Source organism: Mesorhizobium sp. J8 (assembly GCF_016591715.1).
Lineage (GTDB): Bacteria > Pseudomonadota > Alphaproteobacteria > Rhizobiales > Rhizobiaceae > Mesorhizobium.
In genome coordinates, this window is the sequence record NZ_AP024109.1 from 4,064,910 (window position 1) to 4,091,540 (window position 26,631).

The following is a 26,631-nucleotide window of genomic DNA, read 5'->3' on the forward strand; positions in this document are numbered from 1 at the left end:
ATCGAGGCTCGCCCTAGCCCAAATCGGGCGTATGGTCAAACAGACGCCGATGTTCCTTCAAGGCATAGGTGTCGGTCATGCCGGCCAGGAAGTCGGCGACGCTGCGCGCCTTGATGCGGTCCTCGGCCCGGTCGAGCCCTTCGCGCCAGCCATCCGGCATGGCGCGCGGATCGGCAAAATAGACGTCGAACAACTCCCGCACGATGCGCTCGGCTTCAGCCCGCACCCGCATCACTTCCGGGTGCCGGTAAAGATGCTTGTAGAGAAAAGCCTTCAATTCCTTCTCGGCCGCGGTCATGCCTGCCGAAAACGTCACCAGGGTCTCGCCCGCCGCGCGCACCGCATCGGCGCTGTCCGGTTTCAGACGTTCGATATTGGCGGCGGTCGACGCGATGACATCCTCGACCATCAGTGTGATCTGCCGGCGCATCAACTCGTGGCCGGTGCGCACATCGTCGAGCTGAGGATATCTGGCGCGCACGCCCTTCAGGATCGAGCCCGGCAAGCCGATCTCTCCCAGCATCTCCAGCGTCAGCAGGCCGGCACGCAGGCCGTCGTCTATATCGTGGGTGTTGTAGGCGATGTCGTCGGCGATCGCCGCGCACTGCGCCTCGATGCCGGCGAAGCGGTCGAGCTCGAGGTCGTGCAGCTCGGAATAGTCGCGGATCGCCTGCGGCACCGGGCCTTTAAGCCCCCTCCCGCTCGCGTCGGTCAGCGGACCGTTGTGCTTGACCAGCCCCTCCAGGGTTTCCCAGGTGAGGTTCAGCCCGTCGAATTCGGCATAGCGCCGCTCGAGCCGTGTGACCACACGCAGCGACTGCGCATTGTGATCGAAACCGCCCCAGGCGGCCATCTTCTCATTGAGCGCGTCCTCGCCCGTATGGCCGAACGGCGTGTGGCCGAAATCGTGCACAAGAGCCACGGCCTCGGCGAGGTCCTCGTCGCCGCGCAATGCCCGCGCAAGCGCGCGGGCAATCTGCGCCACCTCGATCGAATGCGTCAGCCGGGTACGATAATGGTCGCCCTCATGCGCGACAAAGACCTGGGTTTTGTGCTTCAGCCGCCGAAATGCGGTGGAGTGGATGATGCGGTCGCGATCGCGCTGGAAAGGCGTGCGCGTCGGGCTCTCGGCCTCCGGGAACAGGCGGCCGCGTGAGCGCGCAGGATCGCTCGCATAGGCCGCGCGCGGGCGATAGCCGAACCCGATCTCGCCGAGAGCATCCTTGCCCTGCCGCTCGTCCATTGACCCACCAGTTGACTCAGGCCTGCCCGCTTCATACCTATCATGTGAAACCGAAAGCAAGGTGACGCCGATGGGCGCGGATGCCAAGACTGCCATGAAGGTCGAGATGACCGATGCCGCGGCGAAGCGGATCGCCAGGATCGTCGCCGGCGAGCCGGGCAAGACTGCCCTGCGCGTCTCCGTCGAAGGCGGCGGCTGCTCCGGCTTTTCCTACAAGTTCGACCTCGTCGGCGACCGCAACGATGACGATGTCGCCATCGAGAAGGACGGCGCGACCATCCTGATCGACGACCTGTCGCTGGTCTATATGGGTGGCTCGGTGATCGACTTCGTCGACGATTTGATGGGCCAGTCCTTCCAGATCAGGAATCCGAACGCGGTCGCCTCCTGCGGCTGCGGCACCAGCTTCTCCATCTGATCGACCGAACGTCGCAAGCCCGTGACCGGTGCAAACCGGGTGGCTGTCCCCGGCTATTGGCAGGAATGCGAAGGGACGGCCTTTCTAAAGGTCCGCGCAGGCAATACGATCCGCCTCGTCGAACGCCTTCCGTCCGAACAGCATCGAGGCCTGCATGAAGATCGTCACCTGGAACATCAACGGCGTTCGCGCCCGCATCGGCAACCTCACCCACTGGCTGACCGAAAGCGCGCCGGACATCGTCTGCCTGCAGGAGATCAAGACGGTCGACGAGCAGTTCCCGCGCGCCGAGATCGAGGCGCTGGGCTATAATGTCGAGACCAACGGCCAGAAGAGCTTCAACGGCGTCGCGATCCTGTCGAAGCTTCCTTTCGACGAGGTCAATCGCGGCCTGCCGGGCGACGATGCGGACGACCATGCCCGCTTTATCGAAGGCGTCTTTTCCACCAACCAGGGCGCCCTGCGCGTCGCCTCGCTCTATCTGCCCAACGGCAATCCGGTCGACGATGAACGGAAGTTTTCCTACAAGCTCGCCTGGATGGCGCGGCTGGAGCGCTGGGCGGAAGAGCGCCTGCGGCTCGAGGAGGCGCTGGTGCTGGCCGGCGACTACAACGTCATTCCCGAACCGGTCGACGCCCGCTTTCCCGAAAACTGGCTGGGCGACGCGCTGTTCCAGCCGCAGACGAGGCAGGCCTTCCGCCGGCTGAAGAATCTCGGCTTCACCGAGGCGGTGCGCTCGGTGACCGACTCGGCCGGCGTCTACACCTTCTGGGACTACCAGGCCGGCGCTTGGCAGAAGAACAACGGCATCCGCATCGACCACCTGCTGCTCTCGCCGGAAGCCGCCAACCGCTTCGCGTCGGCCTCGGTGGAAAAGCACGTGCGCGCCTGGGAAAAGCCTTCGGACCACGTGCCGGTCGCGATCGAGCTCAGCCTGCAGCCGGCCTGAGACGGTTCTGGACCAGATATCGCCACAAATCCGGTTTTTGATACGGATTGCTGTGGGGGTTGAATGGCGATCCGATTTCTTTTCAGACCGGTCGGCCTTGCTTTGGCGCTTGCCGCGCCGACGCTGTCCCTGGCGGCGCCGACCTGCTTGGCCAACGGCAAGTCCTTCAATGTCGGCCAGACGGCGTGCCTGACGCTGGATGGCGAAAGTCACCTCGCCCGTTGCGAGATGGTTCTCAACAACACGCCCTGGACGAAGATCAAGGATGAATGTCCGGGCGACGCGCCAAAACCGCACCCGACATCGATCTCGACCCCGGCGCCCGGCCCAACGCCGACGGAGCCGACCGAGAACTGAGGCGCCGCCGGTCTCTCCCTCAAGTGGGGAGGTTACCCTGTGGCGCGCTTACTGGTCGCCGTTGTTGCCCTTGGTCAGGATATCGTCGGCGAGCGAAATCGCGGTTCGACGATCGGCCTCGCCGGCCGCGGCGAAAGCCTCTTCCTGCATGCTGCGGATCCAGGGCTGGTCGGCCGCCGGAGCCCGCTCGAGCGCGGCCGTCATCATCGCCAGGCCGCGTACGATCTTACCGCTCTGAAACAGGAGATTGCCGAGCGTCGCCTGCGCGCCGGCATGACCCTTCTCGGCCGCCAATTGCAGCCAGCGGCCTGCCTGCTTGACGCTGGCTTTCACGCCGCCCTCGCCCTTGAGGAACATACGGCCGATCTCGAACTGCGCGTTCGGATTGCGGTAGTTGGCGGCGGCGCGCATGTAATATTCCTGCGCCGCGACGTCGTTCTCCTCGACCGGAGTGCCGGGAATGCCCTTGCGCAGATAGTCGCCGAGCGCCACCAGCGCGTCCGACACATAGCTTTCTTCCGGCGAGCCGGGCTCGACATCCTGATCGACGATTTCCGAGAAGAACTTGAAGGCGGCGTAATCATCGCGCGTCACGCCGTCGCCCTCGGCATACATGCGCGCAAGCTTCCAGGTGGCGCCGATCTGGCCGTTTTCGGCGGCGTATTTATAGGCCTCGACCGCCTGGTCCTTGTGGCCGCTCTTGTAGGCGGAGAAGCCGAACTGGAACACCGCCCAAGGGCTCGACTGCGGCTTCACGCCGGTCTTGTCGTCGAACACCTTGTCGTCGAAGGCCATGGCCTGCCCGACGGCGCCCAAGGTCGCAAGCGCGACCAGTGCCGAAAAGACAGACGACCTCAACACCTCAGATGTCCGCATAGCAGTGCGTTTCTTCCGCCGCACCCGGATGGGTCACCGCGCCATCGCGGGCCGGCCCTACCGTCTGCGCATATTTCCAGATCGCGCCGGACTGATAGTCGGTCTTGCGCGCCTTCCAATTCTTTGCCCGGGCCGCCAGTTCGGCATCCGACAGGGCTACTTCGATCGTGCCCTTCACCGCGTCGATCGAGATCACGTCGCCATCCTTGATCAGCCCGATCGGCCCGCCGACCGCCGCTTCCGGCCCGACATGGCCGATGCAGAAGCCGCGCGTGGCGCCGGAGAAGCGCCCGTCGGTGATCAGCGCCACCTTGCCGCCCATGCCCTGGCCGTAGAGCGCCGCCGTCGTCGACAGCATCTCGCGCATGCCTGGACCGCCGCGCGGCCCCTCGTAGCGGATGACGAGAACCTCGCCTTCCCGGTAGTTGCGCTGCGTGACCGCTTCGAAGCACTCCTCTTCCGAATCGAAGCAGCGCGCCGGTCCTGAGAATTTCAGTTCCGACATGCCCGCGACCTTCACGATCGCGCCTTCCGGAGCAAGGTTGCCCTTCAAGCCCACAACGCCGCCTGTCTTGGTGATTGGCCGATTGGCGGGACGCACAACATCCTGGCTCTCATTCCAGGAAACGTGCTCCATATTTTCGGCCAAAGTGCGGCCGGTGACCGTCATGCAGTCGCCATGCAGATAGCCGTGGTCGAGCAGCGTCTTCATCAGGAGCGGAATGCCGCCGGCCTCGAACATGTCCTTGGCGACATATTTGCCGCCGGGCTTGAGGTCGGCGATATAAGGCGTCTTCTCGAAGATCGCCGCCACGTCGAACAGGTCGAACTTGATACCGGCCTCATGCGCGATCGCCGGCAGATGCAGCGCCGCGTTGGTCGAGCCGCCGGTGGCCGACACCACGGTCGCCGCGTTCTCCAGCGCCTTGCGCGTGACGATGTCGCGCGGCCGGATGTTTTTGGCGATCAGCTCCATGACCTTTTCGCCCGAGGCGAAATTGAAGCGGTCACGCATTTCGTAGGGCGCCGGCGCACCGCAGGAATAGGGCAGCGCCAGGCCGATCGCCTCGGCGACGGTGGCCATGGTGTTGGCGGTGAACTGGGCGCCGCAGGAACCGGCGGAAGGACAGGCCGCCTGCTCGATCTCGAGCAGCTCGGCATCGCTGATCGTGCCGACCGAATGCTGGCCGACCGCCTCGAAAACGTCCTGCACGGTGATTTGCCGGCCGCGATAGCTGCCGGGCAGGATCGAGCCGCCATAGATAAAGATCGACGGCACGTTGAGGCGCACCATCGCCATCATCATGCCGGGCAGCGACTTGTCGCAGCCGGCAAGGCCGACCAGGGCATCGTAGCAATGGCCGCGCATGGTGAGCTCGACCGAATCGGCGATCACCTCGCGCGACACCAGCGACGACTTCATGCCCTGATGGCCCATGGCGATGCCGTCGGTGACGGTGATGGTGCAGAACTCGCGCGGCGTGCCGTTGGCGGCCGCCACGCCCTTCTTCACCACCTGCGCCTGGCGCATCAGCGAGATGTTGCAGGGCGCCGCCTCGTTCCAACAGCTGGCGACGCCGACCAGAGGCTGCGCGATCTCGGCCGCCGACAGGCCCATGGCGTAGAGATAGGAACGATGCGGCGCCCGCGCCGGACCTTCGGTCACGTAGCGGCTGGGCAGCTTGGCCTTGGAGATTGCCTTGGCGTCCATCATCGTCCTTGCCGCACACCCCGCGGCCGGTCCCATCGCCGGGCCAACCTGGCACGCATCCCGAGACATGACTCGGGTGCTCCGGGTTTATGGCGGGAAATGGGCAGTTCCCTCTGTCTGACTTCTACAGCAGGGGTTGTTCAGAAAGTGTTGCCGAAACGTCACAATCGCATGAGGCACCGGTTACGCGACGAATCTGCAACAGCGGGCGGAGAGGCGAAGCCAAAGCATCAGCTTGGCAACAAAAAAGGCCGGGCGGTGCCCGGCCTTTCACGTTCAATTTCAGCAGGTTACCACTTAACCTTCAACGATGTCGAAATTGCCGTGACAAGGTCGTTGCCAAAATCGGCGGTGTAGCCATTGTCATAGGTCAGACCATCGTCCTTGCTTACGGCAGGATGTATCGATCCGCTGGTAAGCACGCCCAGCGCACCACCGAGACGAACCTCGATGTTCTGGGTCGGGGTGTAAGCCACACCAGCACTAAGCGTCCAGGTGTCGGTCTGCGCGCTGAGACCGGTGGTCGTACCGCGATCCCAAGTGATCCCGGCGGCCCCACTCCATTGATCGTTGAACTTATGGGCAATGCCCGCAGCAACGGTCCAGCCGTCACGGTACAGGAGATCAAGCGAGGTGGCGCGCACGGGGCTTGTGGTGGTGCAAGCAATTAGGCCCTTGGTTGCGGTAGGGCAGAAGGGAATGCTCTGGAGCACACTCCAGTCCACCCACTTGATCGATCCGAACGCCAACCATCCCGGTGCAATACCAGACTGAAGCTTCAATTCGACTGATTGAGGCACCTCGGACGAACCGTAAACATCCGTTACGCGGCCGAGCAACGGGTTGCCACCCGCCGGAAGCTGCGTTAGATCCAACGTTCCGGTAAGATTGTCGAGTTTGACTGCAGAATTGTAGACCAGGCTCGCACGCAGCGCGATGTCGGGAATTTCGTAAGCGACACCCGCACGCCAACCCCATCCGTCCCCCTCGAGATCAAGGCGACCGATACCTGTCAACGGAATGAAGGGGGGGAGCGGAGCGACCAGTTGCTCCTTGAAGCCCGATACATCCTCGTGAAAAACACCGCCGATAAAGCGAATCTGACCTTTGCCTGCGTCCATCTTGTAGGAGCAGGTTGCGCCAAAAGCTTCACTCTCCACTTTCGTCTCGACATTGCTCTGGGCACCAGCCCAATTAGCGCCAGGAGCACTGTGCGCCCCAATAGGCTGCGAATAATCGCCAAGGCAGTCGATTGGTCCCATGCCAATCTTGATTCCAGCATTAGGCACCCAATAGTTTTCGGTGTCGCGGGCCGAACTGGAGAACGTGGGACCAGTCAGCGTACCGTCACTAGGGTCGGTGTCTTTTGCGTTTTTGATGTCTCGTTGCGGCATCACATAGGTGCCGGTGACTTCGCCTGTGATTTGTGCCGGATCGAAAAGCAGATCGATGTCGTACCAACCGCGCTCCAGGCCGCCGGCATGCGCCGGGGTGACTACGGAGCCAATCATCGCCAGCGAAAAGCACCCTGCCCCCAGCAGTGCTTTGAGCCGCAAGATGTTCATGGAAATCCCTCCCCAAATACAAGTGGCTCAAGCTAGAACCAATTCGGGTTAACGACGCAACAACGATTTCAAGGGCTGTACATGTACATCTTGACAGCTCGTATTTTTGCCATGGTCATCCGCGCTTCAATTGGCGCTTAAATCACGCCAACCGGCGCCGGTGGTCGAAAAAATCCGCAAAAACCGCCCAAAACAGGGCAAAAACAGCCGATTTTGGGGCTATCCGGCCCCATTGTTACATTATGGCAACAATGGGGCGCAAACTTTCCGTTTACGTCAAAATTAACGCAGCGGCACGCCCATTTTCGAGGCAGCTAACGTACCGGAAAGCTCCTCCGGAGCGATGCCGAATCTTGGCTGTCAACCGGCGTCGCGGACCCTGGTCAAAGCCACCGAAAGCTTCTCCTGCGCCTCGCGGTATTCGGTGAGTTTCTCGCGCTCGGCCTCGACCACCTCTTCCGGCGCGTTGGCGACGAACTTCTCGTTCGAGAGCTTCTTGTGCAGGCGCGCGATCTCCTCGGTCACCTTAGCCAGTTCCTTCTGAAGCCGCGCGGCCTCGGCCTGGAGGTCGATCAGGCTGCCGAGCGGCAGGCTCACCGTCGCCTCGTTGAGAACGATCTGGGCCGAGCCTTTCGGCAGCGCGTCGGCGAGCGCGATATCGCCGACGCGCGCCAGCCGCTTGATCGCCTGGGCGTGGCGCTCCAGCCGCTCCTGCGTCAGCTTGTTGGCGCCGATCACCATCAGCGGCGCGATCGCCGCCGGCGGCACGTTCATTTCCGAACGCACCGACCTGATGCCCGAGACGAGATCGACCAGCCAGTTGATGTCGGCCGCGGCCTCCTCGTCCTCGAAATCGGGCGACGGCCAGGCGGCGTGGCAAAGCAGCGAGGAGCGCTGCTTGCCCTCGCCAGCGGTCTGCGCCCACAGCTCCTCGGTTATGAACGGCATCATCGGATGAAGCAGCTTGTAGATCTCGTCCAGCACGAAGGCGACGCAGGCCCTGCTCTCGGCCTTGGCGGCTTCGTCCGTGCCCATGAACACCGGCTTCAGCAGTTCCAGGTACCAGTCGCAGAACAGGTTCCAGACGAAGCGGTAGGCAGCGCCCGCCGCCTCGTTGAACCGGTAGCTGGTGATGCCTTCGGTGACCGCGCGCGCCGCCCGCGTCAGCTCCGTCAGGATCCAGCGGTTGACCGGCAGTTTGGCGTCGTTGAGCCAGAAATCGTCGTCGCGCGCGACTTCGTTCATCTCGGCGAAGCGCGTCGCGTTCCACAGCTTGGTGCCAAAATTGCGGTAGCCGGCGATGCGTGCTGGATCGAGCTTCACGTCGCGCCCTTGGGCCGCCATCACGGTCAGCGTGAAGCGCAGCGCGTCGGCGCCGTATTCGTCGATCAGGTCGAGCGGATCGATGACGTTGCCTTTCGACTTCGACATCTTGGCGCCGTTCTTGTCGCGCACCAGCGCATGCACATAGACGGTGTGGAACGGCTCCTCGTCCATGAAGTGCAGGCCCATCATCATCATGCGGGCGACCCAGAAGAAGATGATGTCGAAGCCGGTCACCAGCACGTCGGTCTGGTAATAGGTCTTGAGCTCCGGCGTCTGGTCAGGCCAACCGAGCGTCGAGAACGGCCACAGCGCGGACGAGAACCAGGTGTCGAGCACGTCCTCGTCGCGGGTCAGGATCTCGCCCGGCTGGAAGTTTTCGAGCTTGTCCTCGACCCAAGCCTTCCATGGGCCTTCCAGCGCAAGGTAATATTCGACCGCCGCCGCAAGCGCCTCTTCCTCGGTCTTCTCGACGAAGACATGCCCGTCCGGCCCGTACCAGGCCGGGATCTGGTGGCCCCACCAGAGCTGGCGCGAGATACACCAGGGCTGGATGTTCTCCATCCAGTCGAAATAGGTCTTTTCCCAGTTCTTCGGCACGAAGTTGGTACGGCCCTCGCGCACCGAGGCGATCGCCGGCTTGGCGAGCTCGGCGGCGTTGACATACCACTGGTCGGTCAGGAATGGCTCGATCGGCACGCCGCCGCGGTCACCATGCGGCACGGTGTGGCGATGCGGCTCGACCTTGTCGAGGAACCCGCCTGCTTCCATCAGTTCGACGATCTTCTTGCGCGCGGCGAAACGGTCGAGCCCGTCGAGCTCGTCCCACACGGCCTGGCGCTGCGGTGTCACCTCGAGGCCAGCGAGGAAGTCCTCATTGTCCTTCAGCTTGATGGCCGCATCGACCGTCAGGATGTTGATCGCCGGCAGTTTGTGGCGCTTGCCGACATCGAAGTCGTTGAAGTCGTGCGCCGGCGTGATCTTGACCGCGCCGGAGCCCTTCTCCGGATCGGAATATTCGTCCGCGACGATGGGGATGAGCCGGCCGACGATCGGCAGGATGACATTCTTGCCGACCAGATCGCGAAACCGTTCGTCATCGGGATGCACGGCCACCGCCGTGTCGCCGAGCATCGTCTCGGGGCGCGTCGTGGCGACGGTGATGAAGGTCTTCGGGTTCCCGGGATCGAACGCTTCCCCTTCGATCGGATATCGAAAATGCCAGAGATTGCCGTTGACCTCGTGCTGCTCGACCTCGAGATCGGAAATAGCTGTGAGCAGCTTCGGGTCCCAGTTCACAAGGCGCTTGTCCTTGTAGATGAGGCCTTCCTTGTAGAGCGTGACGAAGACCTCCAGCACCGCCTTGGACAGGCCTTCATCCATGGTGAAGCGTTCGCGCGACCAGTCGGCCGAGGCGCCAAGACGCTTCAGCTGGTTGAAGATCGCGCCGCCGGACTCGGCCTTCCACTCCCAGACCTTCTCGATGAACTCTTCACGCGTCAGATCGCGGCGATGGATCTGCTTTTCCATGAGCTGGCGCTCGACCACCATCTGCGTGGCGATGCCGGCGTGATCCATGCCGGGCTGCCAGAGCACGTTCTTGCCGCGCATGCGCTCGAAGCGCACGAGAATGTCCTGCAGCGTGTTGTTGAGCGCATGGCCCATATGCAGCGAGCCGGTAACGTTTGGCGGCGGAATGACGATGGTGAAGGCTTCCGCCCCTTCCTCCGCGCCGGCGCCGGCTCGGAAGGCGTCGGCCTCTTCCCAGATTTTGGCGATCTTCGGCTCGACGGCCTTGGCGTCGTATGTTTTTTCAAGCATGGAGGAAGTCCGAACTGTCGGGAACAAGCGCCCGGTGTAAATCGGAAGGTCTTGGCCGAGTCAACCGCGAGAGCTGCGATCGCTCTCACAGATAGGCCTGCCGCGGCCAGCGGCAATGCCGGGAAAGCGCGCGTGCACGCCGGCTGCCTCAAACAAAAAAGCGCCGCCCCAAGGGCGACGCTTTAAGCCTGCGTGTTCCGGCGGCCTACTGCGCCCCGCGCGCAACGCGCTCGATCTCCTCGCGCACCAGCCTTTCGACCAGTGTCGGCAGATTGTTGTCGAGCCAATCCTGCAGCATCGGCCGCAGCATCTCCTCGGCCATCTCGTCAAAACTCTTCTTGCCGCGGCTGGCAAAGGCGTCGGAAAGCTCGCCGAAGGCCGCGGCGACCTGCCGGCCCGTATGCTCGGAAACGATCGCGGGCCGGGCCGGCGGCGCCTCCGGTTCAGATCCCCGGGAACCGCCGGCTTGCGCGGAAGCTTCCGCCGCCGGCCAAACCTCTTCCTTTTCGACCTCGACCTTCTCGACCTCGCCCCGTGGCGCGGCTTCCGGCGCTCGGGCGGTCGGCTTCGCGATGATCGTGCTGCCACCCGCCGCCGCGATTTCCCGTCGCCAATCGGTGACAATGGTCTCCGCCGTCTGCGGCGCGTTTGCCGCGGTGGGCTTGCTGGAAGCCGGCGATGCGCTCGGCTGAGCAGTGCTGCGGGCCCCGATCTCCGACAACGTCGTCGGCGCGGGCGCCGTCCTGACCGGCTCGTGGCGAGTCTCAGCACGCGCCGGCGAGGGATCGGTCGCGGCAAGCTGGGCTTGGACCTCCGCCAGCGTCACCGGCTTGCGGGCGTCGGCGTGCAATTCGGAGCGAAAGGCGTCAACCTCGACATTCGGCGCGGCCGCGGGGGGCACGGCAACGGCGGCCGGCTCCAGGTCCTGGCGCAGTTCGCCGGCCTCGGCCGGCTGCTTGCGCCCGGTGTCGCTGTCTTCGATGATCCTCCGGATGGAAGCCAATATCTCTTCCATGGAAGGTTCGCGCTGCGCGCTGCTTGCCGTCGCCATCGTCACATCCGCCGCCCCAGTGACCTGCCAAGAACCAGACCGGTCCGAGAACCAGACCTGTTCAAGAACTTGACCCGTTCAAGAATTCCGTTCCTGCCCGGTATGGAATTCGAATCAATGGCGACAGCGTAACCGACCCATCGTCATCCGAGAATCCCCAATCTGGGGGCTCGTTGGATTTCAACAGATTAGGCGACGCGCAGCCCAACGAGCCTCCCGGAAAGACAAACGCCGCGCATCCATCGGACACGCGGCGTTTGCAGGAAGCATGCTGTCGGAATCAGCGCCCGTCAGGCGTGCGCAATCCGTACCACTTGTCCTTGACGGCGTTGTAATGCTCTTCCGGCCTGTATTTGGTGACCGGCAAGCCAAGGCGATCGACCGACAGCCGGCCCATCGCCGACAGGATGGCGTAGCTCGCCACGACCACGTCGCGCTCGGAGCTTGCCTGGTTGATCTTGGCGGTAATGACGGCGTTCTGGGCGTTCAACACGTCCAGCGTCGTGCGCTGGCCGACATTGCGCTCCTCGATGACGCCGTTGAGCGCCAGCTGCGCGGCGTCGATGACCTGCCTGTTGGCGTCCACGCTTTCGCGCGCGGCGACATATTGCGTCCAGGCCGAGACCACCGCCTGGCGCACCTGATCGCGGCTGACGTCGACCTGGATGCGTGCCTCGCTGAGCGATTCCTTGTTTTGCCGCACCAGTGCCGAGGTCCGTCCGCCCGAATAGATCGGAATGGTGAGCGTGGCACCGATATTGGCCGATGTCGAGGTGCCGTTGGTTCCGGTGAGATCGGGAACGGAGTGGCTGTAATTGTCGGAAACGCCCGCGGAGGCAGTCACCTGCGGCAGCAGCGCGCCTTCCGAGGATTTCACCGAGAACGCCGCCGCATCGACGAGATGCTGGGTGGCAAGGATGGCCGGATGCTCGGCGGAAGCGACGGCCAGGGCCGAATCGAGGTTGCTCGGCAACAGCTTGCCCAGCGGCGAGGCCGCCTTGAGCTTGCCCGGCTCGTCGCCGACGATCTGGTGGTAGGTTGCCGCGCTCGCCAGCGCCGTCGCGCGAGCGGCGCTGAGCTGCGCCACGGCCGTGGCGCGCGAGGCGTCGGCCTGGGCGACGTCGGTGCGGGTGCCCTCGCCGACCTCGAAGCGCGAGCGGGCGGCGCGCGCCTGCTCGGTCAGGAACTGCAGGTTCTGTTCGGTCAGCACCGCGATCTGCCGATCGCGAATCACGTCCATGTAGGCGCTTGCCGCGTTGAACAGGATGTTTTCTTCGGTGTTGCGCAGGCTTTCGACCGAAGCCTTCACCTGCGATTCGGCGGCGGCGACGTTGTTCTTGGTCTGAAACCCATCGAACAGCGTCTGGTTGATCTGCACGCCGAAACTGCCAGTCGTTATGTTCCGGGTGATGCCTTGCCCGTGGGTGCTGGTGTAGTCGATGCTGCCCGAACCCGTGACGGTCGGGCGCCAGCCCGACTTGGCGATGGCAACGCCCTCGTCGGTGACGCGCACGCCGGCGCGAGCGGCGTTGAGCTGCGAATTGTATTGATAGGCTTTGGCGAGGGCGCCGGTAATGGTCTCGGCGGAGGCGGCGAGCGGCGAAAGCGCCGTGGCCGAAACAAGGATAGCTATTAAAACACTCTTGCGTAGAGGCGGCACGTTATTTCCCTCATTCGTTTTGCATGGGAACCACGCCGCGTCAGCCTACCCTTACGGATCGGCTAGCGCCGCGTTGTCTATCGTTCCCCCGCTGACAGCCTCCCGAAACGTTCGGTTAACGATCAGCAACGATTGTTAGGCGCAAGCGATCATGACAGCGCCTTCGCTGCAAGGCAAAAACGCTCAGAATTCAAATGCGTGAGCACGTTCGAAGCCCGGTAGTGGCTTAATTGCCGCATTAAAGGCCCGTCTTCCGGTTACAACCCCCCCTGCTTTGAAAAACAGCCGGGCCACGCCAGAGTTGCCTTGCCCTTCGACTGCAACCAGGCGTCCATCTTCGGCAAGCTGGTCGAGCAGCGACGGCGGCACTTCCTCGACGCTGCCGCCGATGAAGATGACGTTGTAGGGCGCTTTAGCGGCATGCCCCTGCGGCAGCGGCCCGGTGATGACCGTGACGTTCTGGCAGCCGAGGTTGGAAAGCGTGGATTTGGCGGCCTCCGCCAGCGCGGGATCGCTCTCCAGCGCCACGACGGACCGCGCCAGCCTGGACAGCAATGCGGTGGAATAGCCGGTGCCGCAACCGACATCGAGCACCGAATCGCTCGCGTCGATCTCGGCCAACTGCAGAAGCTTGGCGAGCGGCGACGGCTCCATCAGGTAGCGCGCGCCGCCGCCATTGGCGCCATCGGAAATGCGGATGTCTTCGTCGATATAAGCCAGAGCCTGCTGTCCGGCGCCGACGAAGGCCTCGCGCGGAACGGTCAGCATGGCTTCGATGAGCGGCGCGCTGGTCACGTCGGTGGTGCGGATCTGGCCGTCGACCATCTTCACGCGGCGTTCGGAGAAATCAGCGCTCATGTCCCAACAATCCGCTCCCCGCGCCAAGCACGCGGCTAAAACTTCGACTGGAACCCCGCTCCGGCGCGATTGCGCTGGAGCCCGCAAGCATCTGGAGGCCTCGCCCGGAATCGAACCGGGGTGCAAGGATTTGCAGTCCTCTGCGTAACCACTCCGCCACGAGGCCTCGCAATGCTCCCGGCGTTCCGAGCGCACTCATTATGTTGGCGCTCAAAGGTCGTCAAGCGCTCGTGCGTCATTCCCGATGCTTTCGCATGGAGCGGCCAAAGTGGTGATTAGCAATCGGTTGTCGCGGCTCCGGCTTCGCCGCGGCGCAGCCGCCCCTGCCTCTCAGTCGGGCCGGCGCCGGCGCTCCCACCAGACGATGAAACGCCGCCGGTGGCGCCGGATCATGGCGAATTCATAGGACAGAACCAGGAGGCCGAGCGGAATCATCCAGAAGCCGAGAATCGGCAGAAAGCCCAGAAGTCCGCCAAGGGTCAGCAGCATGCCGATGGCGATTCGCCAGCCGCGCGAGCGCGGCATGGTGAACTCGCGGCCGAAGATCGAAATCTTCCGTGCCGGGGCGCTGTCATCATCCGCTGCGGTCATCCGAACCAAATCCCGTCTGCTGTCTTACCGAGCCCAAGGCGATAGCCGGCCGCTTTGTTCCGTGCCGGTGTGAAGCCCTTCATATGTGGGCACACCGAACGATGGCACAAATAGCCGCATCAAAAAGTGCAGAAAAATTGCGAATTGCTTCTTTGCAAAGGCGAAAGGTGTTTGCTATAGGCTGCGCCACTCACGTCAGAGCCTCCGTTCCCCGGTAGCTCAGTGGTAGAGCAACCGGCTGTTAACCGGTTGGTCGCTGGTTCGAATCCGGCCCGGGGAGCCAAACAATCTCAGAAACTTAAGCCAGACGACGCCCTTGTGGTGGGCGACAGTTTTCGTTGTGGGCTACACATTTCGGCATCACGTTGCAGGCTGTCCGTTGGCTACGCGTTCTCTGGTCAGCCGGCGAATTCATCTGCGTTTGCCGTACATTGTGGATACCCGTCCAGATTGTCCGGCGATCGTACGTGAAGGATGTCAGCGCCGCCTTGCCTCTAGCGGGCTTCCCTTGGGGGCGCCGTGCATTCCAGCGTGTCAGGATGCGCCTCCGGCGAGAACGCGCGAATCTTGCATAAGTCGCCACTTATCGGTTCCGAGCCAAGCTGCTGCCTGTCGGCTGGGCTTTCCTTTAATGGATAAAATCCGGGAGCATCCTTTTACACTATCTAAATTAGCAATCAGCAATACTCGCATGATCGGCAATCGGAGTTTGCGAGAATGCGGCTGATAGCGAGTTTTCTGCGTGACGATTCAGGGGCAACAGCCATCGAGTATGGTTTGATTGCAGCGCTTATCGCCTTGGGAATCATGGTTGGAGCGACCTCGCTGGGCGGCGCGCTGAATGCCCAGTTCGTGTCGATTGCCAGCACTCTTAACGGCGCCATCGCACCATAAGATACGCTAACCTGCAGAAAAGGCGCCGGCCTATGCGCCGCCCTGGCGCATGGATACGTCCGGGTATCCATGCGACCCGATCTGCTCAAAAGCGTAGGCTGATGCCAACTCACAGGTGGGAGTAGCGGCCACAGCAGATTTGTGCACTGTCACCATAGTCACTGCGCCGGAATCCCTTGTCGTATGAATACGACGGCGGTGCACTTTGTCCTTTCCGGCTCGCGGCCTATTCTGGCGTTCGTGACGGAAGCCAGAGCAAGGTAACGACGTTAGGCCCAACCGAATGGGCATTCAGTCCAAATTGCCGGTCTTCCCAACGCCAAATAACCTTGCGAAGGAAGGCAGGGGCGTATGGCGGGAAAACGGGCGATTGCTGTCAAAGACTGGTCGTGCGCCATGAGCGACGAGATTGGCCGCGTGGTCTTGGCCATAAACTCGACCGAAGGTGAAACGACCTACGTTCTTATGACGATCTTCCAGGCGGCGAAGATGGCCCAGGAGTTGCGGTCGCCGAAGCTAGTCCCCCGATACGACTTGTAGCCGTTTGCGGCCTGCCTCGTGTCCGTGAATCCAAAAGCGCTGGGGCTTGACCAATAGCCTTCACGGCAATTTGTGCACTGTCGCCCCACGCAGTTGTAAGGCCAAGCCGGAATATATTAGCAATAGCTTGTATTTGTTGCCCCGCAGCCGGATAATATCGATCGGGCATCTGAGGGTTTGTCCGATGCGTTGGCCCTTGTTCGTCATCGCGCTCATTATTGGTTTCATTCTCTGGGACCGCTTCGAGAACGACGGCACCTACACCGCCGAAGTCGAGCGGAGCTTCCGTAACGCATCGTTGGACATGCCGGGAGGCGGCGGGTGGAAGCCTCCAGCCATCACCATCAACCGCGACGCATTCAAGTAAAGCCTGGACGCCTCGCAGGGCAAGTTGATGGCAATCACGAAAATCCAATCGCGGGAAAAGCCGGCTGGCCCGGCTAAAAACGAGAGCCATGCGCCACCGCCTCTACCCTCACCCTGCATGGGCCAAATTCCCATAGTCATTGCACTGGCGAATTTTGCTTTGCCGCTCTGCCACCCTGCCTTAGCCTCATTTCGCAATACCTTGCCGACAAGCCGATAGCCGGACCTTCATACCGTGCCTCTGAAAGCCGCCGCCCATATCGAGGCCATGTCCGCTTTCGCTCTGGCGAATTTCGGCGGTTACGACCGGCCGACGCTGGCGCAGAACGAGAGCGCCTTCCCGCCCAGCCCCAAGGCGATCGAGGCCGGCCGCGACGCCGTGGCGCGCAGCCATCTTTATCCGGACCCGGACTGGACCTTGCTGCGCGATGCGATCGCCAGGGCCTATGGGGTCGAGCGGGAGCTTATCCTGTGCGGCGCGGGCTCGATGGAGCTGATTGCCTGCACCATCGCGGCCTTTGCCGGTTCTGGCGCGACCGTACTGGGCACGGACTATGCCTATAATTTCGCCGCCTCGTCGGCCGCACGCGTCGGGGCGGCCTATGTCAAGGCGCAGGAGCGCGGCTTTGAGGTCTCGATCGACGCCGTCCTGGCTGCGGTCACGCCGGCGACCCGCATCGTCTTCGTCTGCAATCCGGGCAACCCGACCGGAACCCGCATCAAGAACGCGGAACTGCTGCGCCTGCGCGCGGCGCTTCCCGGCGACGTTCTGCTGATGATCGACCAGGCCTATGGCGAATTCGACGACCAGGATCCGCAGGCCGTCTTCGCGCTGGCCGGGCGCGGCGACACCGTGGTCCTGCGCAGTTTGTCCAAGGCCTACGGGCTGGCCGGCGCGCGCATCGGCTGGGGATTGTTCGCGCCCCAGATCGCCGCCGAAGTGCGTAAGATGCAGAACTCCAACCAGATCTCGACGGTAAGCCTCGCCATGGCCGTCGCGGCCATGGAGGACCAGGCTTATACGCGTGCCATCGTGGCGCGTACGTCCGACATTCGCGACCGCTTCGCGCAAGGTTTGCGTGCGGCTGGATACGAGGTTCCCGAGAGCCGGACGAATTTCGTCCTGGTCCGCTTTGCCGACACGGCGGCAGCGGCGGCGGCCGACAATGCCCTGCGCGGCGCCGACATCATCGTGCGCGGCCTCTCCGGTTACGGCCTGACCGATTGCCTGCGCATCACGGTCGGGCCGCAGGATGTCATGGACCGCGCGCTGCATATCCTGACCGCCCTGCGCGGCCGGCAATGCTGGTAAAGCTTCATCCATCCGAGGGGATTTCATGACATCAGACGCGCCGTACCTGCCCGCCCGCGATTTCATCGGCTATGGCGAGCGGCCGCCGCGGGCCGAGTGGCCGGGCGGCGCGAAACTGGCGCTCAACATCGTCGTCAATTACGAGGAAGGGGCCGAATACTCGATCGGCGAAGGCGACGGCGTTTCCGAAACGATCCTGTCCGACCTTGCCGTGTCGCCCGCCGTGCCGGGCTTGCGCAACCGCAACATGGAATCGCTGTACGAATACGGTTCGCGCGTCGGCGTGTGGCGGCTGCTCTCGCTGTTCCGGGACAAGGGCGTCATCCCGACCTTCTACATCGTCGGCCGCGCGCTCGAGCTCAACCCGGCCACGGGCAAGGCGATCGCGGCGCTCGGCAGCGACATCGTCTGCCATGGCTGGCGCTGGATCGACTACGCGCCGCTCAGCGAGGAGGAAGAGCGCCAGCACATCGCCATGACGGTGGACACGGTGCGGAACATCACCGGCGTCGATCCGGCCGGCTGGTACACCGGCCGGCCAAGCCTCAACACGAGAAGGCTTGTGGTCGAGCATGGCGGCTTTCTGTTCGACTGCGACGACTACAATGACGACCTGCCCTATTTCGTCGATGTCGGCGCCAAGCGGCACCTCGTCGTGCCGCACAGTTTCGACAACAATGACAGCCGTTTCTCGCGCGGTTCGGGCCTGGAGACCGGCGGCCAGTTCTTCGACTATGTCAGCGACGGCGTCGACTGGCTGCTGAAGGAAGGCCAGAAGACCCCGCGCATGATGACGGTATCGCTGCATTGCCGGCTGGCGGCGCGTCCCGGCCGCATGATCGGACTGGAACGCTTCCTCGACAAGGTCACGTCCCATCCCGAAATCTGGGTCTGCCGCCGCTCCGACATCGCCCGCCATTGGCTGAGCCGCTTCGGCGGCTGAGCCCGGCGGCCGGCGCCGCCAGTTCCTCCCGACGGCCGCCCTTATGACCGCAGCCGCTTGCCCTCCGGATCGAAGGGCGGGTGTGCGAGCAGCACCGCGTCATGCGGCCTGCCCAGAATGGCGACGGTCACCTTGTCGCCGGCCTTGGCAGTTCCGGCCTTGACGTAGCCCATCGCCAGGGACTGATCGACGAAATAGCCATAGGCGCCCGACGACACCTGGCCGATCGGCGTTCCGTCCGGCAGGAAGATCGGCTCGCCGCCGGTCGCGTCGGCATCCTTGGTCGAGACGGAAAGCATGATCAGTTCGTCACGCGCGGGCTTCTCGGCGACGGCGAGATAGGCGTCGCGATTGAGGAAGTCCTTGTCCGTCTTGATCAGGCGATCGAGCTTGACCTCCTGCGGCCAGTATTCCGGCGAGTATTCGCGGCTCCAGCTGCCATAGCCCTTCTCGACGCGCAGCGACATCAGCGCCCGCGAACCGACCGGCCCGGCGCCGACTTCCGCGCCGGCCTTGAGCAGCGCGCGGTAGAGTTCGACCTGGTCGGCGGCCTTGCAGTGCAGTTCCCAGCCGAGATCGCCGGTGAAGGAGACCCTCAGTGCCACCACATCCACGCCGGCGACGGTGATCTGGCGCGAGCGCATGAACGGGAAGGCTTCGTTCGACAGGTCGTCATTGGTGAGCCGTTGCAGGAGCTCGCGCGATTTCGGTCCGGCGACGTTGAAGCCGCCGATATCTTCGGTGCGCGAGCGGAAGGTCGTGCCCTCCGGCAGCGGCACCGATTTGAAGAAGCGCTGGTGGAAGCGCTCGGCCATGCCCGAGCCGATCACCATGAACTCGTCTTCCGCCAGCCTGGTCACGGTGAAGTCGCCGGCAATGCCGCCGCGCTTGCCGATCAGCGGCGTGAGGCAGGAATTGCCGACCTTGGTCGGCATGCGGTTTGCGAACACCGCATTCAGCCAGGCTTCCGCACCCGGACCCTTTGCTTCGTATTTGGCGAAATTGGAGATGTCGATGATGCCGGCATGTTCGCGCAGCATGCGCGCTTCCCGGCCGACCGGCCCCCACCAGTTCTGGCGCGTGAAGCCGACCGTCTCCTCGCGCGGCTCGCCTTCCCCTGCGAACCACAGCGGATGCTCCCAACCGAAATTGAGGCCGAAGACGGCGCCCATTTCCTTCTGCATGTCATAGACCGGCCGGGTTCGCACCGGACGGCCGGCGGCGCGCTCCTCATTCGGGAAGTGGATCTTGAAACGGTGGCTGTACTGGTCCTGCACGCGGGCCTTGGTGAAGGCCTTGCCGGCCCAATGGCCGAAGCGCGCCATGTCCCAGCCGAACATGTCGAGCGAAGGCTCGCCCTCGATCATCCATTCGGCCGCAAGTTTGCCCATGCCGCCCGATTGCGAGAAGCCGGGGATGATGCCGTTGCAGCAGAAATAGTTGCTGAGCTCCGGCGCCGGTCCGAACAGCACGGCGCTGTCGGGCGACCAGATCATCGGCCCGTTGATCACCTTCTTGACGCCGGCGGCCGCGACCGCCGGCACGCGCTGGATGGCGCGCATCATGTTCTCCTCGATGCGGTCGAGATCGTCGGGAAACAGCTCGTGGCCGAAATCCAGCGGGGTTCCTTCCTCGGCCCAGAACTTCATGTTGCGCTCGTAAGCGCCGATCAGCAGCCCCAGGCCCTCCTGGCGCAGGTAATATTCGCCGTCGCGATCGGCGACCGACGGCAGGCGGCGCCCCATGGAAGCGATTTCGGGAATGGTCTCGGTGACGAAATACTGGTGCTCGGTCGGGATCAGCGGCAGCTGCAGCCCGGCCATGGCGGCGACCTCCCTGCCCCACAGGCCGGCGGCGTTGACCACCCACTGCGTGCGGATGTCGCCCTTCGGCGTGCGCACGATCCAGCCGCCGTCGGCTTCCGCCTCGGTCGCCGTGACCGGGGTGAAGCGATGGATCTCGGCGCCGCGCTGGCGCGCGCCCGCGGCGTAAGCTGCCGTCACGCCCGACGGATCGACATTGCCGCCCTCCGGCTCATACATGATGCAGCGTATGCCGTCGAAATCGACCAGCGGATGCAGCCGCTCGGCTTCATCCCGGCCGACCTCGTAGAAATTCATCTTGTAGCGCCGCGCCTTGGCTTCCTGCAGCCTGAGCTGATGCTCGCGCGCTTCCGTCTGGGCAAGATAGAGCGAGCCCGGTTGGAAGATGCCGCAGCCCTGGCCGGTCTCGGCCTCCAGCTCCTTGTAAAGCGCCATCGTATAATGCTGCAATCGGCTGATGTTGGTGGAATCATGCAGGCCGTGAATGTTGGCGGCCGCGTGCCATGTCGAACCGGAGGTCAGTTCGTTGCGTTCCAGGAGCACGACGTCCGTCCAGCCGAACTTGGCGAGATGATAGAGGATCGAGCAGCCGATCAGACCCCCGCCAATGACAACGGCTTGTGCATGAGTACGCATTTTTGAGCTTTCTTCCCTTTGTTCGGCGACTTTTCTCGCGCTCTTCGACAGCGCTTTGGGATTTCATTTAGCTGACTGATCGATCGCAGTCGCCGGCGAATTCAGGGGCGCAAAACCGCGCCCCTGAATTGGTGTTTGAGCTGTCGGTCTAAGCCTTGTCCAGCCAGACCTTGTCCAGTTGCAGTTCGAACGTCTGGTGCATGCCGAGGTTCTTCACATAGGTGGCATGGTGGCGGTATAGCGAGCGCCAGAACGCCTGGACGAGAATGCCGGAGTCTTGCAGGATGAACTCCACGTCCTTCATCAGCTCCTTGCGCTTGGCCGGGTCGGCAATGGCCATCGCCTCGTTGAGCTTCTTGTCGAACTCCGGATTGGCATAGCCGGACTCGTTCCACGCCTCGCCGCTGCGATAGGCGATCGCCAGCACCTGCACGCCCAGCGGCCGCATGCCCCAGTCGGTGGTCGACCACGGATATTTCGTCCAGTCGTTCCAGAACGACGAGCCCGGGATGATGGTGCGCTTGACCTTGAATCCCGCGTCGCGCATCTGCGCGGCGACGACGTCGGCCGGGTCCTTCACATAGTCGGCGTCGTAGGAGATGAGCTCGAACTCGTGATCCGTCTGGCCGGCCTCGGCCATCAGCGCCTTGGCCTTGGCCAGATCGCGCGGAACCTTGGGCAGCTCGTAATATTCCGGATGGATCGGGCAGACGTGATGGTTCTCGGCGACCTGACCGAGGCCGCTGTAGCCGAGCTTCAGCACCGTCTCGTTGTCGACCGCGAGCTGAATGGCGTTGCGCACCCGCTTGTCGTCATAGGGCTTGTTGGTGACGTTGGTGCGCAGCACGATCGTACCGGCGGTGACCACCTGCTCCTTGACCAGGCCCATGCTGTCATAGAGATCGACCGTGCCGCCGACCGTCTGGTAGTTGCAGTCGATTTCTCCGGCCTCGAAGGCGCTGCCGATGGCCGGGTTGGAGGCATCCGATCCGTAGTCGACCCAGTCGACGCCGTCGAGATAGGGCTCGCCGCCGAACCAGGTGAAGTCCTTGCGCCGGCGCACCGAGGCGGACTCGCCGACCTTGTAGGAGATCAGCTCATAGGGGCCGGTGCCGGGCGTCTTCAGCATATTGGCGCCGTTCTTGTCGAAGTCGCGATGGACGATGACCGCCGGATAGTCGGAGAAGCCTGGAATGATCGTCACATCCGACTGGCTGCATTTCAGCTTCACCGTATGGTCGTCGACCTTGGTGATGGCGCCGGCGGCCGCCTTCTTGGTGGCGGGATCGATCAGCGAACCCATGCGGCCGGCCATCGAATTGCCCTCGGCCGCCTTATCGCACCAGCGCGCGATGTTGTAGACGATGTCGTCGGCGTTGAAGTCGTCGCCGTTCGACCATTTCACACCCTTGCGCAGATGCAGCGTGTATTCGGTGGCGTCGTCGCTCACCTCCCAGCTTTCGACCAGATGGCCCTCGAAGGTGAAGTCCGTGGTGTAGCGGATCATGTAGTCGTTGCACTGGCGCATGACGTTGGCGATTTCCGACCAGTCCCAGGCGCGCGGATCCTTCATGTCCTTGATGATCATCTGCATCTTCAGGATGCCGCCCTTCTTGCCGGGCAAGGGCGCTGCGGCCTTGGCCGGCTCCATCCCTGCCATCGAATAGGCGAGCGCTGTGGAAGCGCCCATCACGCTCGCCATGGCCAGGAATTCGCGGCGGTCCATTCCGCCTTTTTTGACTTCGGCTGCGTAGCTTTCGATGACCGCCGGGACGCGATCACCGTTGCTCTTGAACATTGTCATCGTTGTTCTCCGGTTCAGGGCTTTCCGCCCGTTACATTCCCCTTGCGGCTCACGATGTTAGGGGCGATGCAAAAATCCCGGAAGGGCTCAAACGGTTACAAACCGCAGAAACGCGGCGCTTGAGGCCTAAAAAAACGATGCCATTGGCCCGCCGATTTTTTGAAGGGAGCGATGGCGCTACGGTCGCGCGGCGTCTTCCCTAGCCCTGGAAAGGATCCATTCCCTGACCGTGCGGGCGATGTTTCCTTTCGAAAGCTGGCTCTCGGTCAGATAGTAATTCCAGGGACTTGGCGGCCGCACCGGAAACGGCTCGACGAGTAGCCCGCGGCGCATATAGGCATGCGCGAGCGAGCGTTGCGTGGCGACGAGGCCCGCTCCCATCGCGGCGAGTTCGAGCGCGATGTTGGAGGCGTTGGTCGACAGGCCCTTGTCATGGTCTTCCAGGTCGACGCCGAGCGCCTCGGTCACCACCTGCCAGTATTCCTGGCGGCCATGCACGAAGATCCAGTCCACCTTGAGCATGTCCTGCGGCGTCTTCAGCGCATGCTCGCCCTCGAGCATGCCGGGGGCGCAGAGCAGCACCAGTTCGTCGTTCCAGAGCGGGGTCGCCGCGGGCGGCCGGTCATCGAAGCGCCGCGTCGATATGGTGATGTCGGCGATCTGCTCGCTCAAGTCCTCCCAGATCGTGCCGTGCAACACGATCTCGATCTCGGGATGCTTCTTGCGGAACGCTGCCATGCAGCCAGCCAGCCAGTTTTCTGCAAGGCTCATCGGGCAGGAGACGACCACGGTTTTGTTTCGCGAGGACGCGACGATCGCCTCGGTCGCCTGGTCGATCTGGTCGAGTGCCTGGCGCAATGTCGGCAGGAACGCCTCTCCCATCTCGGTCAGCTTCAGGCTGCGCGGATAGCGGATGAACAATTGTCGGCCGATATAGTGTTCGAGCGCGCGCACATGCGTGCTGACCGCGGCCTGCGTGTAGCCCAGTTCCTTGGCCGCCGTGGTGAAGCTCAAATGCCGGGCCGAGCTCTCGAACGAGCGGATATAGTTCAAGGGGGGTGGCGGCTTCATCCCGGTCTCCTGCTGCGCATTTCTCATAGCTATTGCATGGGCACTTGGCCGTTCAATCGCAGATAGGCGACATGGCATCAATATTTTTGGCCAAAGCCGCCGAACTAATCGCGTGCCTGCGCGATGAACCCAATTTATTGATGTTGTGAGAAGACAGGGAGAGAAGCGCGTGGCTGTGCCGTCATACCGGCGTGAGGGGCCTGTCGTCCGTTCCGATACGTTCACGCGCCTTGCCGATTTCGCGCTGCGGCGTCCCGCTTCCGTCTTCCCTCAACCGGTGCTGGAACAGGCGCGCTACCTTTTGCTCGACACGCTGGGCATCGCCGTCGCGGCCGGACCGATGGAAGCAGGCCGGATCGCCCGCGACGCCGCCGTGCTGCTCTATGGTTCGAGCGATCCGCACCATTCGGCCCGCATGCTGTTCGACGGGCGCCGCGCCAGCATCGCCGGCGCGGCCTATGCCGTCGCCACGCAGACAGACAACCTCGATGGCCATGACGGCTACAGCCCCACCAAGGGCCATATCGGCGTGGCGGTGGTGCCGGCGCTTGCAGCGCTCGCGGAAGCGAGGCCAGACCTCACCGGACCGGAAGCCCTGGCATCGCTGGTCGTCGGGTACGAAGTCGCCGGCCGGGCAGGCATCGCTTTGCACGCAACGGTCGCCGACTACCATACCTCCGGCGCCTGGAACGCGCTGGGCGTGGCCGCGGTGGCGGCACGCTTGCGGCGGCTCGACGAAGCACAATTGCGCGAGGCTTTGGGCATTGCCGAATATCATGGTCCGCGCAGCCAGATGATGCGCGAGATCGCCACGCCCACGATGCTGCATGACGGCTCCGGCCCCGGCGCGCTCATCGGCCTATCGGCGGCGGTGCTCGCCGAACGCGGCTTCACCGGCGCGCCGGCGATCACGGTGGAGGCGCCGGAGGTCGCGACGCACTGGCAGGACCTCGGCGTCTTCTGGCAGTCATTGCATCAGTATGTGAAGCCTTATCCGATCTGCCGCTGGGCCCATGCGGCGATCGACGCCGTGCGCGGGCTGTGTCTGGCGCACAATCTAGCCCCCTCCGACATCGCCCATGTCCAGATCAACAGCTTCCACTATGCGGCGACGCTGTTCGACGGCATGCCGGACACCACCTCGAAGGCGCAATACAGCCTGCGCTTCCCCGTCGCGACCTTCATCATCCACCGGCGCATCGGGCTCGAACATATTTCCGGCGCCGGCCTCGCCGACGCCGCGGTCGCCGACATGCTCACCCGCATCACGGTGACCGAAACCGAGCGCCACAGCGCCCGCTTCCCGGCTGGCCGCTGGGCCGACGTCGTCATCACGACGACGGACGGCCGCGTGCTGGCATCCGGCGACGTGCATGCGCGCGGCGGACCGGAAGCGCCGATGTCGAGGCAGGACGTCGAGGCCAAATACATGGAATTCGCAGCTCCCGTGCTCGGACCTGGCCGCGCCGCGGCTATCCGCGACGCGGTGCTCTCGCTCGACGACCGCGACAGCCGCTTCTCCGATCTGTCTGCGCTGCTCTACGATCCTCCCAAGATTTCGAGCTGAGCGCGCAATGCCCCTCAGGCTCCTGAAATACGGTCTCAGCAGGGACTATCCGGTGAGCGGCGACATCCCGGCCACGCCCGAGCTGAAGCCGGCCTACGACGTCGTCATCATCGGCGGCGGCGGACATGGACTGTCCTGCGCGCATCATCTTGCAAAGTACCACGGCATAAAGAGCGTGGCGGTGCTTGAGAAAGCCTATCTTGCCGGCGGCAACACTGCGCGCAACACGACTACCATCCGCTCCAACTACATCACGCCGGAAGGCATCGCCTTCTACAAGGAAGGCGTCGAGCTGTTCGAGCGGCTCTCGCAAGAGCTCGACTTCAACGTCATGTTCTCGCAGCGCGGCCAGCTCACGCTGGCGCATAGCGAGGCCACGATGCGCAGCTTCCACATGCGCGCCGAAATGGGCAAGCACATGGGCACGCGCACCGAGGTCGTCGACCAGAAGGGCGTCGAGGAGCTCTGTCCGCTGCTGAACATGGACTATGGCGGTCCGCTCGAAATCCTCGGCGGGCTCTGGCATGCCGACGGCGGAACGGCGCGCCACGATGCCGTCGCCTGGGGCTATGCCGCGCAGGCGTCTCGGCGCGGCGTCGAGATCCACCAGCGCACCGAGGTGCGGGGCTTCGAGGTCGTCGGCGACCGCGTCCAGGCCGTCAAGACGAACAGGGGTCGCATCGCCTGCGGCCAGGTGCTGATCGCCACCGGCGGCATGAACTACGACGTCGCGCTGATGGCCGGCGTCGAGCTTCCGATCCGCTGCTATCCGCTGCAGGCGATGGTCACCCAGCCCTTGAAACCGTGGCTCGACACGCTGGTTTCGTCAGTGTCGCTGCACACCTATCTCGTCCAGTCCTCGCGCGGCGAAATCGTCATCGGCGGCGGCTCCGATCCCTATCAGCTCTATTCGACGCGCTCGACGCTCGACATGAAGGAGCATCTCGCCGAAGGCGCCGTACACCTCTTCCCCTTCCTGCAGGGCGTGCGGCTGCTGAGACAATGGGCCGGCATCACCGACATGACGCCGGACTACAGCCCGATCATGGGTGCCAGCCCGCTCGCCAACCTTTGGCTCGATTGCGGCTGGGGCACCTGGGGCTTCAAGGCGACGCCCGTCGCCGGCAAGCGTATGGCGCAGACGATCGCCGAGGGCCGCGTGCCCGACATCCTGAAACCCTTTGCGTTGGAGCGCTTCGAGACCTTCCGGCTGCTCAACGAAATGGGCGCAACGGCGGCGAGCCACTGATCC

Annotated in this window: 21 protein-coding genes and 2 tRNA genes; 10 read left to right on the forward strand and 13 right to left on the reverse strand. The window is 63.6% G+C overall.

What is annotated here, in order from left to right; genetic code table 11:
• Nucleotides 1-13: 13 nt before the first annotated feature.
• Nucleotides 14-1,243, reverse strand: a complete 1,230-nt coding sequence (locus MJ8_RS19570) for a deoxyguanosinetriphosphate triphosphohydrolase (protein WP_201410425.1) — start codon at nucleotides 1,241-1,243, stop codon at nucleotides 14-16.
• 70 nt (nucleotides 1,244-1,313) lie between these two features.
• Here MJ8_RS19570 and erpA point away from each other — a divergent pair, with 70 nt between their 5' ends.
• From erpA to MJ8_RS19585, 3 genes are all read left to right on the forward strand, one after another.
• A complete protein-coding gene (gene erpA / locus MJ8_RS19575) occupies nucleotides 1,314-1,661 on the forward strand; it encodes an iron-sulfur cluster insertion protein ErpA (RefSeq protein WP_041004139.1) in 348 nt (115 codons plus the stop codon).
• Between the two features lie 154 nt (nucleotides 1,662-1,815).
• Nucleotides 1,816-2,610 (forward strand): exodeoxyribonuclease III, encoded by a 795-nt coding sequence (gene xth, locus MJ8_RS19580; RefSeq protein WP_201410426.1) that lies wholly within the window; start codon nucleotides 1,816-1,818, stop codon nucleotides 2,608-2,610.
• Nucleotides 2,611-2,673: 63 nt separating this feature from the next.
• Nucleotides 2,674-2,967, forward strand: coding sequence for a hypothetical protein (locus MJ8_RS19585; RefSeq protein WP_201410427.1), 294 nt, complete (start codon nucleotides 2,674-2,676; stop codon nucleotides 2,965-2,967).
• A gap of 48 nt (nucleotides 2,968-3,015) precedes the next feature.
• Here the strand turns inward: MJ8_RS19585 and MJ8_RS19590 are convergent, their stop codons facing one another.
• From MJ8_RS19590 to MJ8_RS19630, 9 genes are all read right to left on the reverse strand, one after another.
• Nucleotides 3,016-3,843, reverse strand: coding sequence for a tetratricopeptide repeat protein (locus tag MJ8_RS19590; protein ID WP_041004130.1), 828 nt, complete (start codon nucleotides 3,841-3,843; stop codon nucleotides 3,016-3,018).
• The gene (gene ilvD / locus MJ8_RS19595; RefSeq protein WP_201415497.1) at nucleotides 3,830-5,554 is read right to left on the reverse strand and encodes a dihydroxy-acid dehydratase; all 1,725 of its coding nucleotides are present in this window, start codon (nucleotides 5,552-5,554) and stop codon (nucleotides 3,830-3,832) included. Before ilvD ends, MJ8_RS19590 begins: the two co-directional genes overlap by 14 nt.
• 290 nt (nucleotides 5,555-5,844) lie before the next feature.
• Complete coding sequence (locus tag MJ8_RS19600; RefSeq protein ID WP_201410428.1) at nucleotides 5,845-7,119, reverse strand: OmpP1/FadL family transporter; 1,275 nt, start codon at nucleotides 7,117-7,119, stop codon at nucleotides 5,845-5,847.
• A 360-nt stretch (nucleotides 7,120-7,479) separates the two neighbouring features.
• Nucleotides 7,480-10,263, reverse strand: a complete 2,784-nt coding sequence (locus MJ8_RS19605; RefSeq protein ID WP_201410429.1) for a valine--tRNA ligase — start codon at nucleotides 10,261-10,263, stop codon at nucleotides 7,480-7,482.
• A gap of 205 nt (nucleotides 10,264-10,468) precedes the next feature.
• Nucleotides 10,469-11,314, reverse strand: coding sequence for a PopZ family protein (locus MJ8_RS19610; RefSeq protein WP_201410430.1), 846 nt, complete (start codon nucleotides 11,312-11,314; stop codon nucleotides 10,469-10,471).
• Nucleotides 11,315-11,594: 280 nt separating this feature from the next.
• Nucleotides 11,595-12,974 carry a TolC family outer membrane protein gene (locus tag MJ8_RS19615; protein ID WP_201410431.1) on the reverse strand — a complete coding sequence of 460 codons (1,380 nt, stop codon included), beginning with the start codon at nucleotides 12,972-12,974 and terminating at the stop codon, nucleotides 11,595-11,597.
• Between the two features lie 183 nt (nucleotides 12,975-13,157).
• Entirely contained in the window at nucleotides 13,158-13,832 is a 675-nt protein-coding gene (locus tag MJ8_RS19620; protein WP_201410432.1) for a protein-L-isoaspartate O-methyltransferase family protein, read from the reverse strand.
• A gap of 92 nt (nucleotides 13,833-13,924) precedes the next feature.
• Nucleotides 13,925-13,998, reverse strand: a tRNA-Cys gene (locus tag MJ8_RS19625).
• 164 nt (nucleotides 13,999-14,162) lie between these two features.
• Complete coding sequence (locus MJ8_RS19630) at nucleotides 14,163-14,423, reverse strand: hypothetical protein (RefSeq protein WP_201410433.1); 261 nt, start codon at nucleotides 14,421-14,423, stop codon at nucleotides 14,163-14,165.
• Nucleotides 14,424-14,631: 208 nt separating this feature from the next.
• Here MJ8_RS19630 and MJ8_RS19635 point away from each other — a divergent pair.
• From MJ8_RS19635 to MJ8_RS19655, 5 genes are all read left to right on the forward strand, one after another.
• Nucleotides 14,632-14,706: transfer RNA gene (locus MJ8_RS19635), tRNA-Asn, on the forward strand.
• A 434-nt stretch (nucleotides 14,707-15,140) separates the two neighbouring features.
• A complete protein-coding gene (locus tag MJ8_RS19640; protein WP_201410434.1) occupies nucleotides 15,141-15,317 on the forward strand; it encodes a Flp family type IVb pilin in 177 nt (58 codons plus the stop codon).
• Between the two features lie 736 nt (nucleotides 15,318-16,053).
• A complete protein-coding gene (locus MJ8_RS19645; RefSeq protein WP_201410435.1) occupies nucleotides 16,054-16,224 on the forward strand; it encodes a hypothetical protein in 171 nt (56 codons plus the stop codon).
• 234 nt (nucleotides 16,225-16,458) lie between these two features.
• The gene (locus tag MJ8_RS19650) at nucleotides 16,459-17,535 is read left to right on the forward strand and encodes a pyridoxal phosphate-dependent aminotransferase (RefSeq protein WP_225247964.1); all 1,077 of its coding nucleotides are present in this window, start codon (nucleotides 16,459-16,461) and stop codon (nucleotides 17,533-17,535) included.
• Between the two features lie 25 nt (nucleotides 17,536-17,560).
• Nucleotides 17,561-18,478, forward strand: a complete 918-nt coding sequence (locus MJ8_RS19655; protein WP_201410436.1) for an allantoinase PuuE — start codon at nucleotides 17,561-17,563, stop codon at nucleotides 18,476-18,478.
• Nucleotides 18,479-18,519: 41 nt separating this feature from the next.
• Here the strand turns inward: MJ8_RS19655 and MJ8_RS19660 are convergent, their stop codons facing one another.
• The 3 genes from MJ8_RS19660 to MJ8_RS19670 form a co-directional block, all read right to left on the reverse strand.
• Nucleotides 18,520-20,937, reverse strand: coding sequence for a GcvT family protein (locus MJ8_RS19660; protein WP_201410437.1), 2,418 nt, complete (start codon nucleotides 20,935-20,937; stop codon nucleotides 18,520-18,522).
• A gap of 148 nt (nucleotides 20,938-21,085) precedes the next feature.
• Nucleotides 21,086-22,741: an ABC transporter substrate-binding protein gene (locus tag MJ8_RS19665; protein WP_201410438.1), complete on the reverse strand. Its 1,656-nt coding sequence runs from the start codon at nucleotides 22,739-22,741 to the stop codon at nucleotides 21,086-21,088.
• Nucleotides 22,742-22,918: 177 nt separating this feature from the next.
• Nucleotides 22,919-23,812, reverse strand: a complete 894-nt coding sequence (locus tag MJ8_RS19670) for a LysR substrate-binding domain-containing protein (protein ID WP_201410439.1) — start codon at nucleotides 23,810-23,812, stop codon at nucleotides 22,919-22,921.
• Between the two features lie 169 nt (nucleotides 23,813-23,981).
• Here MJ8_RS19670 and MJ8_RS19675 point away from each other — a divergent pair, with 169 nt between their 5' ends.
• Entirely contained in the window at nucleotides 23,982-25,379 is a 1,398-nt protein-coding gene (locus MJ8_RS19675) for an MmgE/PrpD family protein (RefSeq protein WP_225247965.1), read from the forward strand.
• A 7-nt stretch (nucleotides 25,380-25,386) separates the two neighbouring features.
• Complete coding sequence (locus MJ8_RS19680) at nucleotides 25,387-26,628, forward strand: FAD-dependent oxidoreductase (RefSeq protein WP_201410440.1); 1,242 nt, start codon at nucleotides 25,387-25,389, stop codon at nucleotides 26,626-26,628.
• The last annotated feature ends 3 nt before the right edge of the window (nucleotides 26,629-26,631 follow it).

Bases quoted from the DNA above. Each gene is read 5' to 3' on its own strand.
- MJ8_RS19570 (WP_201410425.1), bottom strand. From the start codon at position 1,243: ATGGACGAGCGGCAGGGCAAGGATGCTCTCGGCGAGATCGGGTTCGGC.
- erpA (WP_041004139.1), top strand. From the start codon at position 1,314: ATGGGCGCGGATGCCAAGACTGCCATGAAGGTCGAGATGACCGATGCC.
- xth (WP_201410426.1), top strand. From the start codon at position 1,816: ATGAAGATCGTCACCTGGAACATCAACGGCGTTCGCGCCCGCATCGGC.
- MJ8_RS19585 (WP_201410427.1), top strand. From the start codon at position 2,674: ATGGCGATCCGATTTCTTTTCAGACCGGTCGGCCTTGCTTTGGCGCTT.
- MJ8_RS19590 (WP_041004130.1), bottom strand. From the start codon at position 3,843: ATGCGGACATCTGAGGTGTTGAGGTCGTCTGTCTTTTCGGCACTGGTC.
- ilvD (WP_201415497.1), bottom strand. From the start codon at position 5,554: ATGGACGCCAAGGCAATCTCCAAGGCCAAGCTGCCCAGCCGCTACGTG.
- MJ8_RS19600 (WP_201410428.1), bottom strand. From the start codon at position 7,119: ATGAACATCTTGCGGCTCAAAGCACTGCTGGGGGCAGGGTGCTTTTCG.
- MJ8_RS19605 (WP_201410429.1), bottom strand. From the start codon at position 10,263: ATGCTTGAAAAAACATACGACGCCAAGGCCGTCGAGCCGAAGATCGCC.
- MJ8_RS19610 (WP_201410430.1), bottom strand. From the start codon at position 11,314: ATGGCGACGGCAAGCAGCGCGCAGCGCGAACCTTCCATGGAAGAGATA.
- MJ8_RS19620 (WP_201410432.1), bottom strand. From the start codon at position 13,832: ATGAGCGCTGATTTCTCCGAACGCCGCGTGAAGATGGTCGACGGCCAG.
- MJ8_RS19630 (WP_201410433.1), bottom strand. From the start codon at position 14,423: ATGACCGCAGCGGATGATGACAGCGCCCCGGCACGGAAGATTTCGATC.
- MJ8_RS19640 (WP_201410434.1), top strand. From the start codon at position 15,141: ATGCGGCTGATAGCGAGTTTTCTGCGTGACGATTCAGGGGCAACAGCC.
- MJ8_RS19655 (WP_201410436.1), top strand. From the start codon at position 17,561: ATGACATCAGACGCGCCGTACCTGCCCGCCCGCGATTTCATCGGCTAT.
- MJ8_RS19660 (WP_201410437.1), bottom strand. From the start codon at position 20,937: ATGCGTACTCATGCACAAGCCGTTGTCATTGGCGGGGGTCTGATCGGC.
- MJ8_RS19665 (WP_201410438.1), bottom strand. From the start codon at position 22,741: ATGACAATGTTCAAGAGCAACGGTGATCGCGTCCCGGCGGTCATCGAA.
- MJ8_RS19670 (WP_201410439.1), bottom strand. From the start codon at position 23,812: ATGAAGCCGCCACCCCCCTTGAACTATATCCGCTCGTTCGAGAGCTCG.
- MJ8_RS19680 (WP_201410440.1), top strand. From the start codon at position 25,387: ATGCCCCTCAGGCTCCTGAAATACGGTCTCAGCAGGGACTATCCGGTG.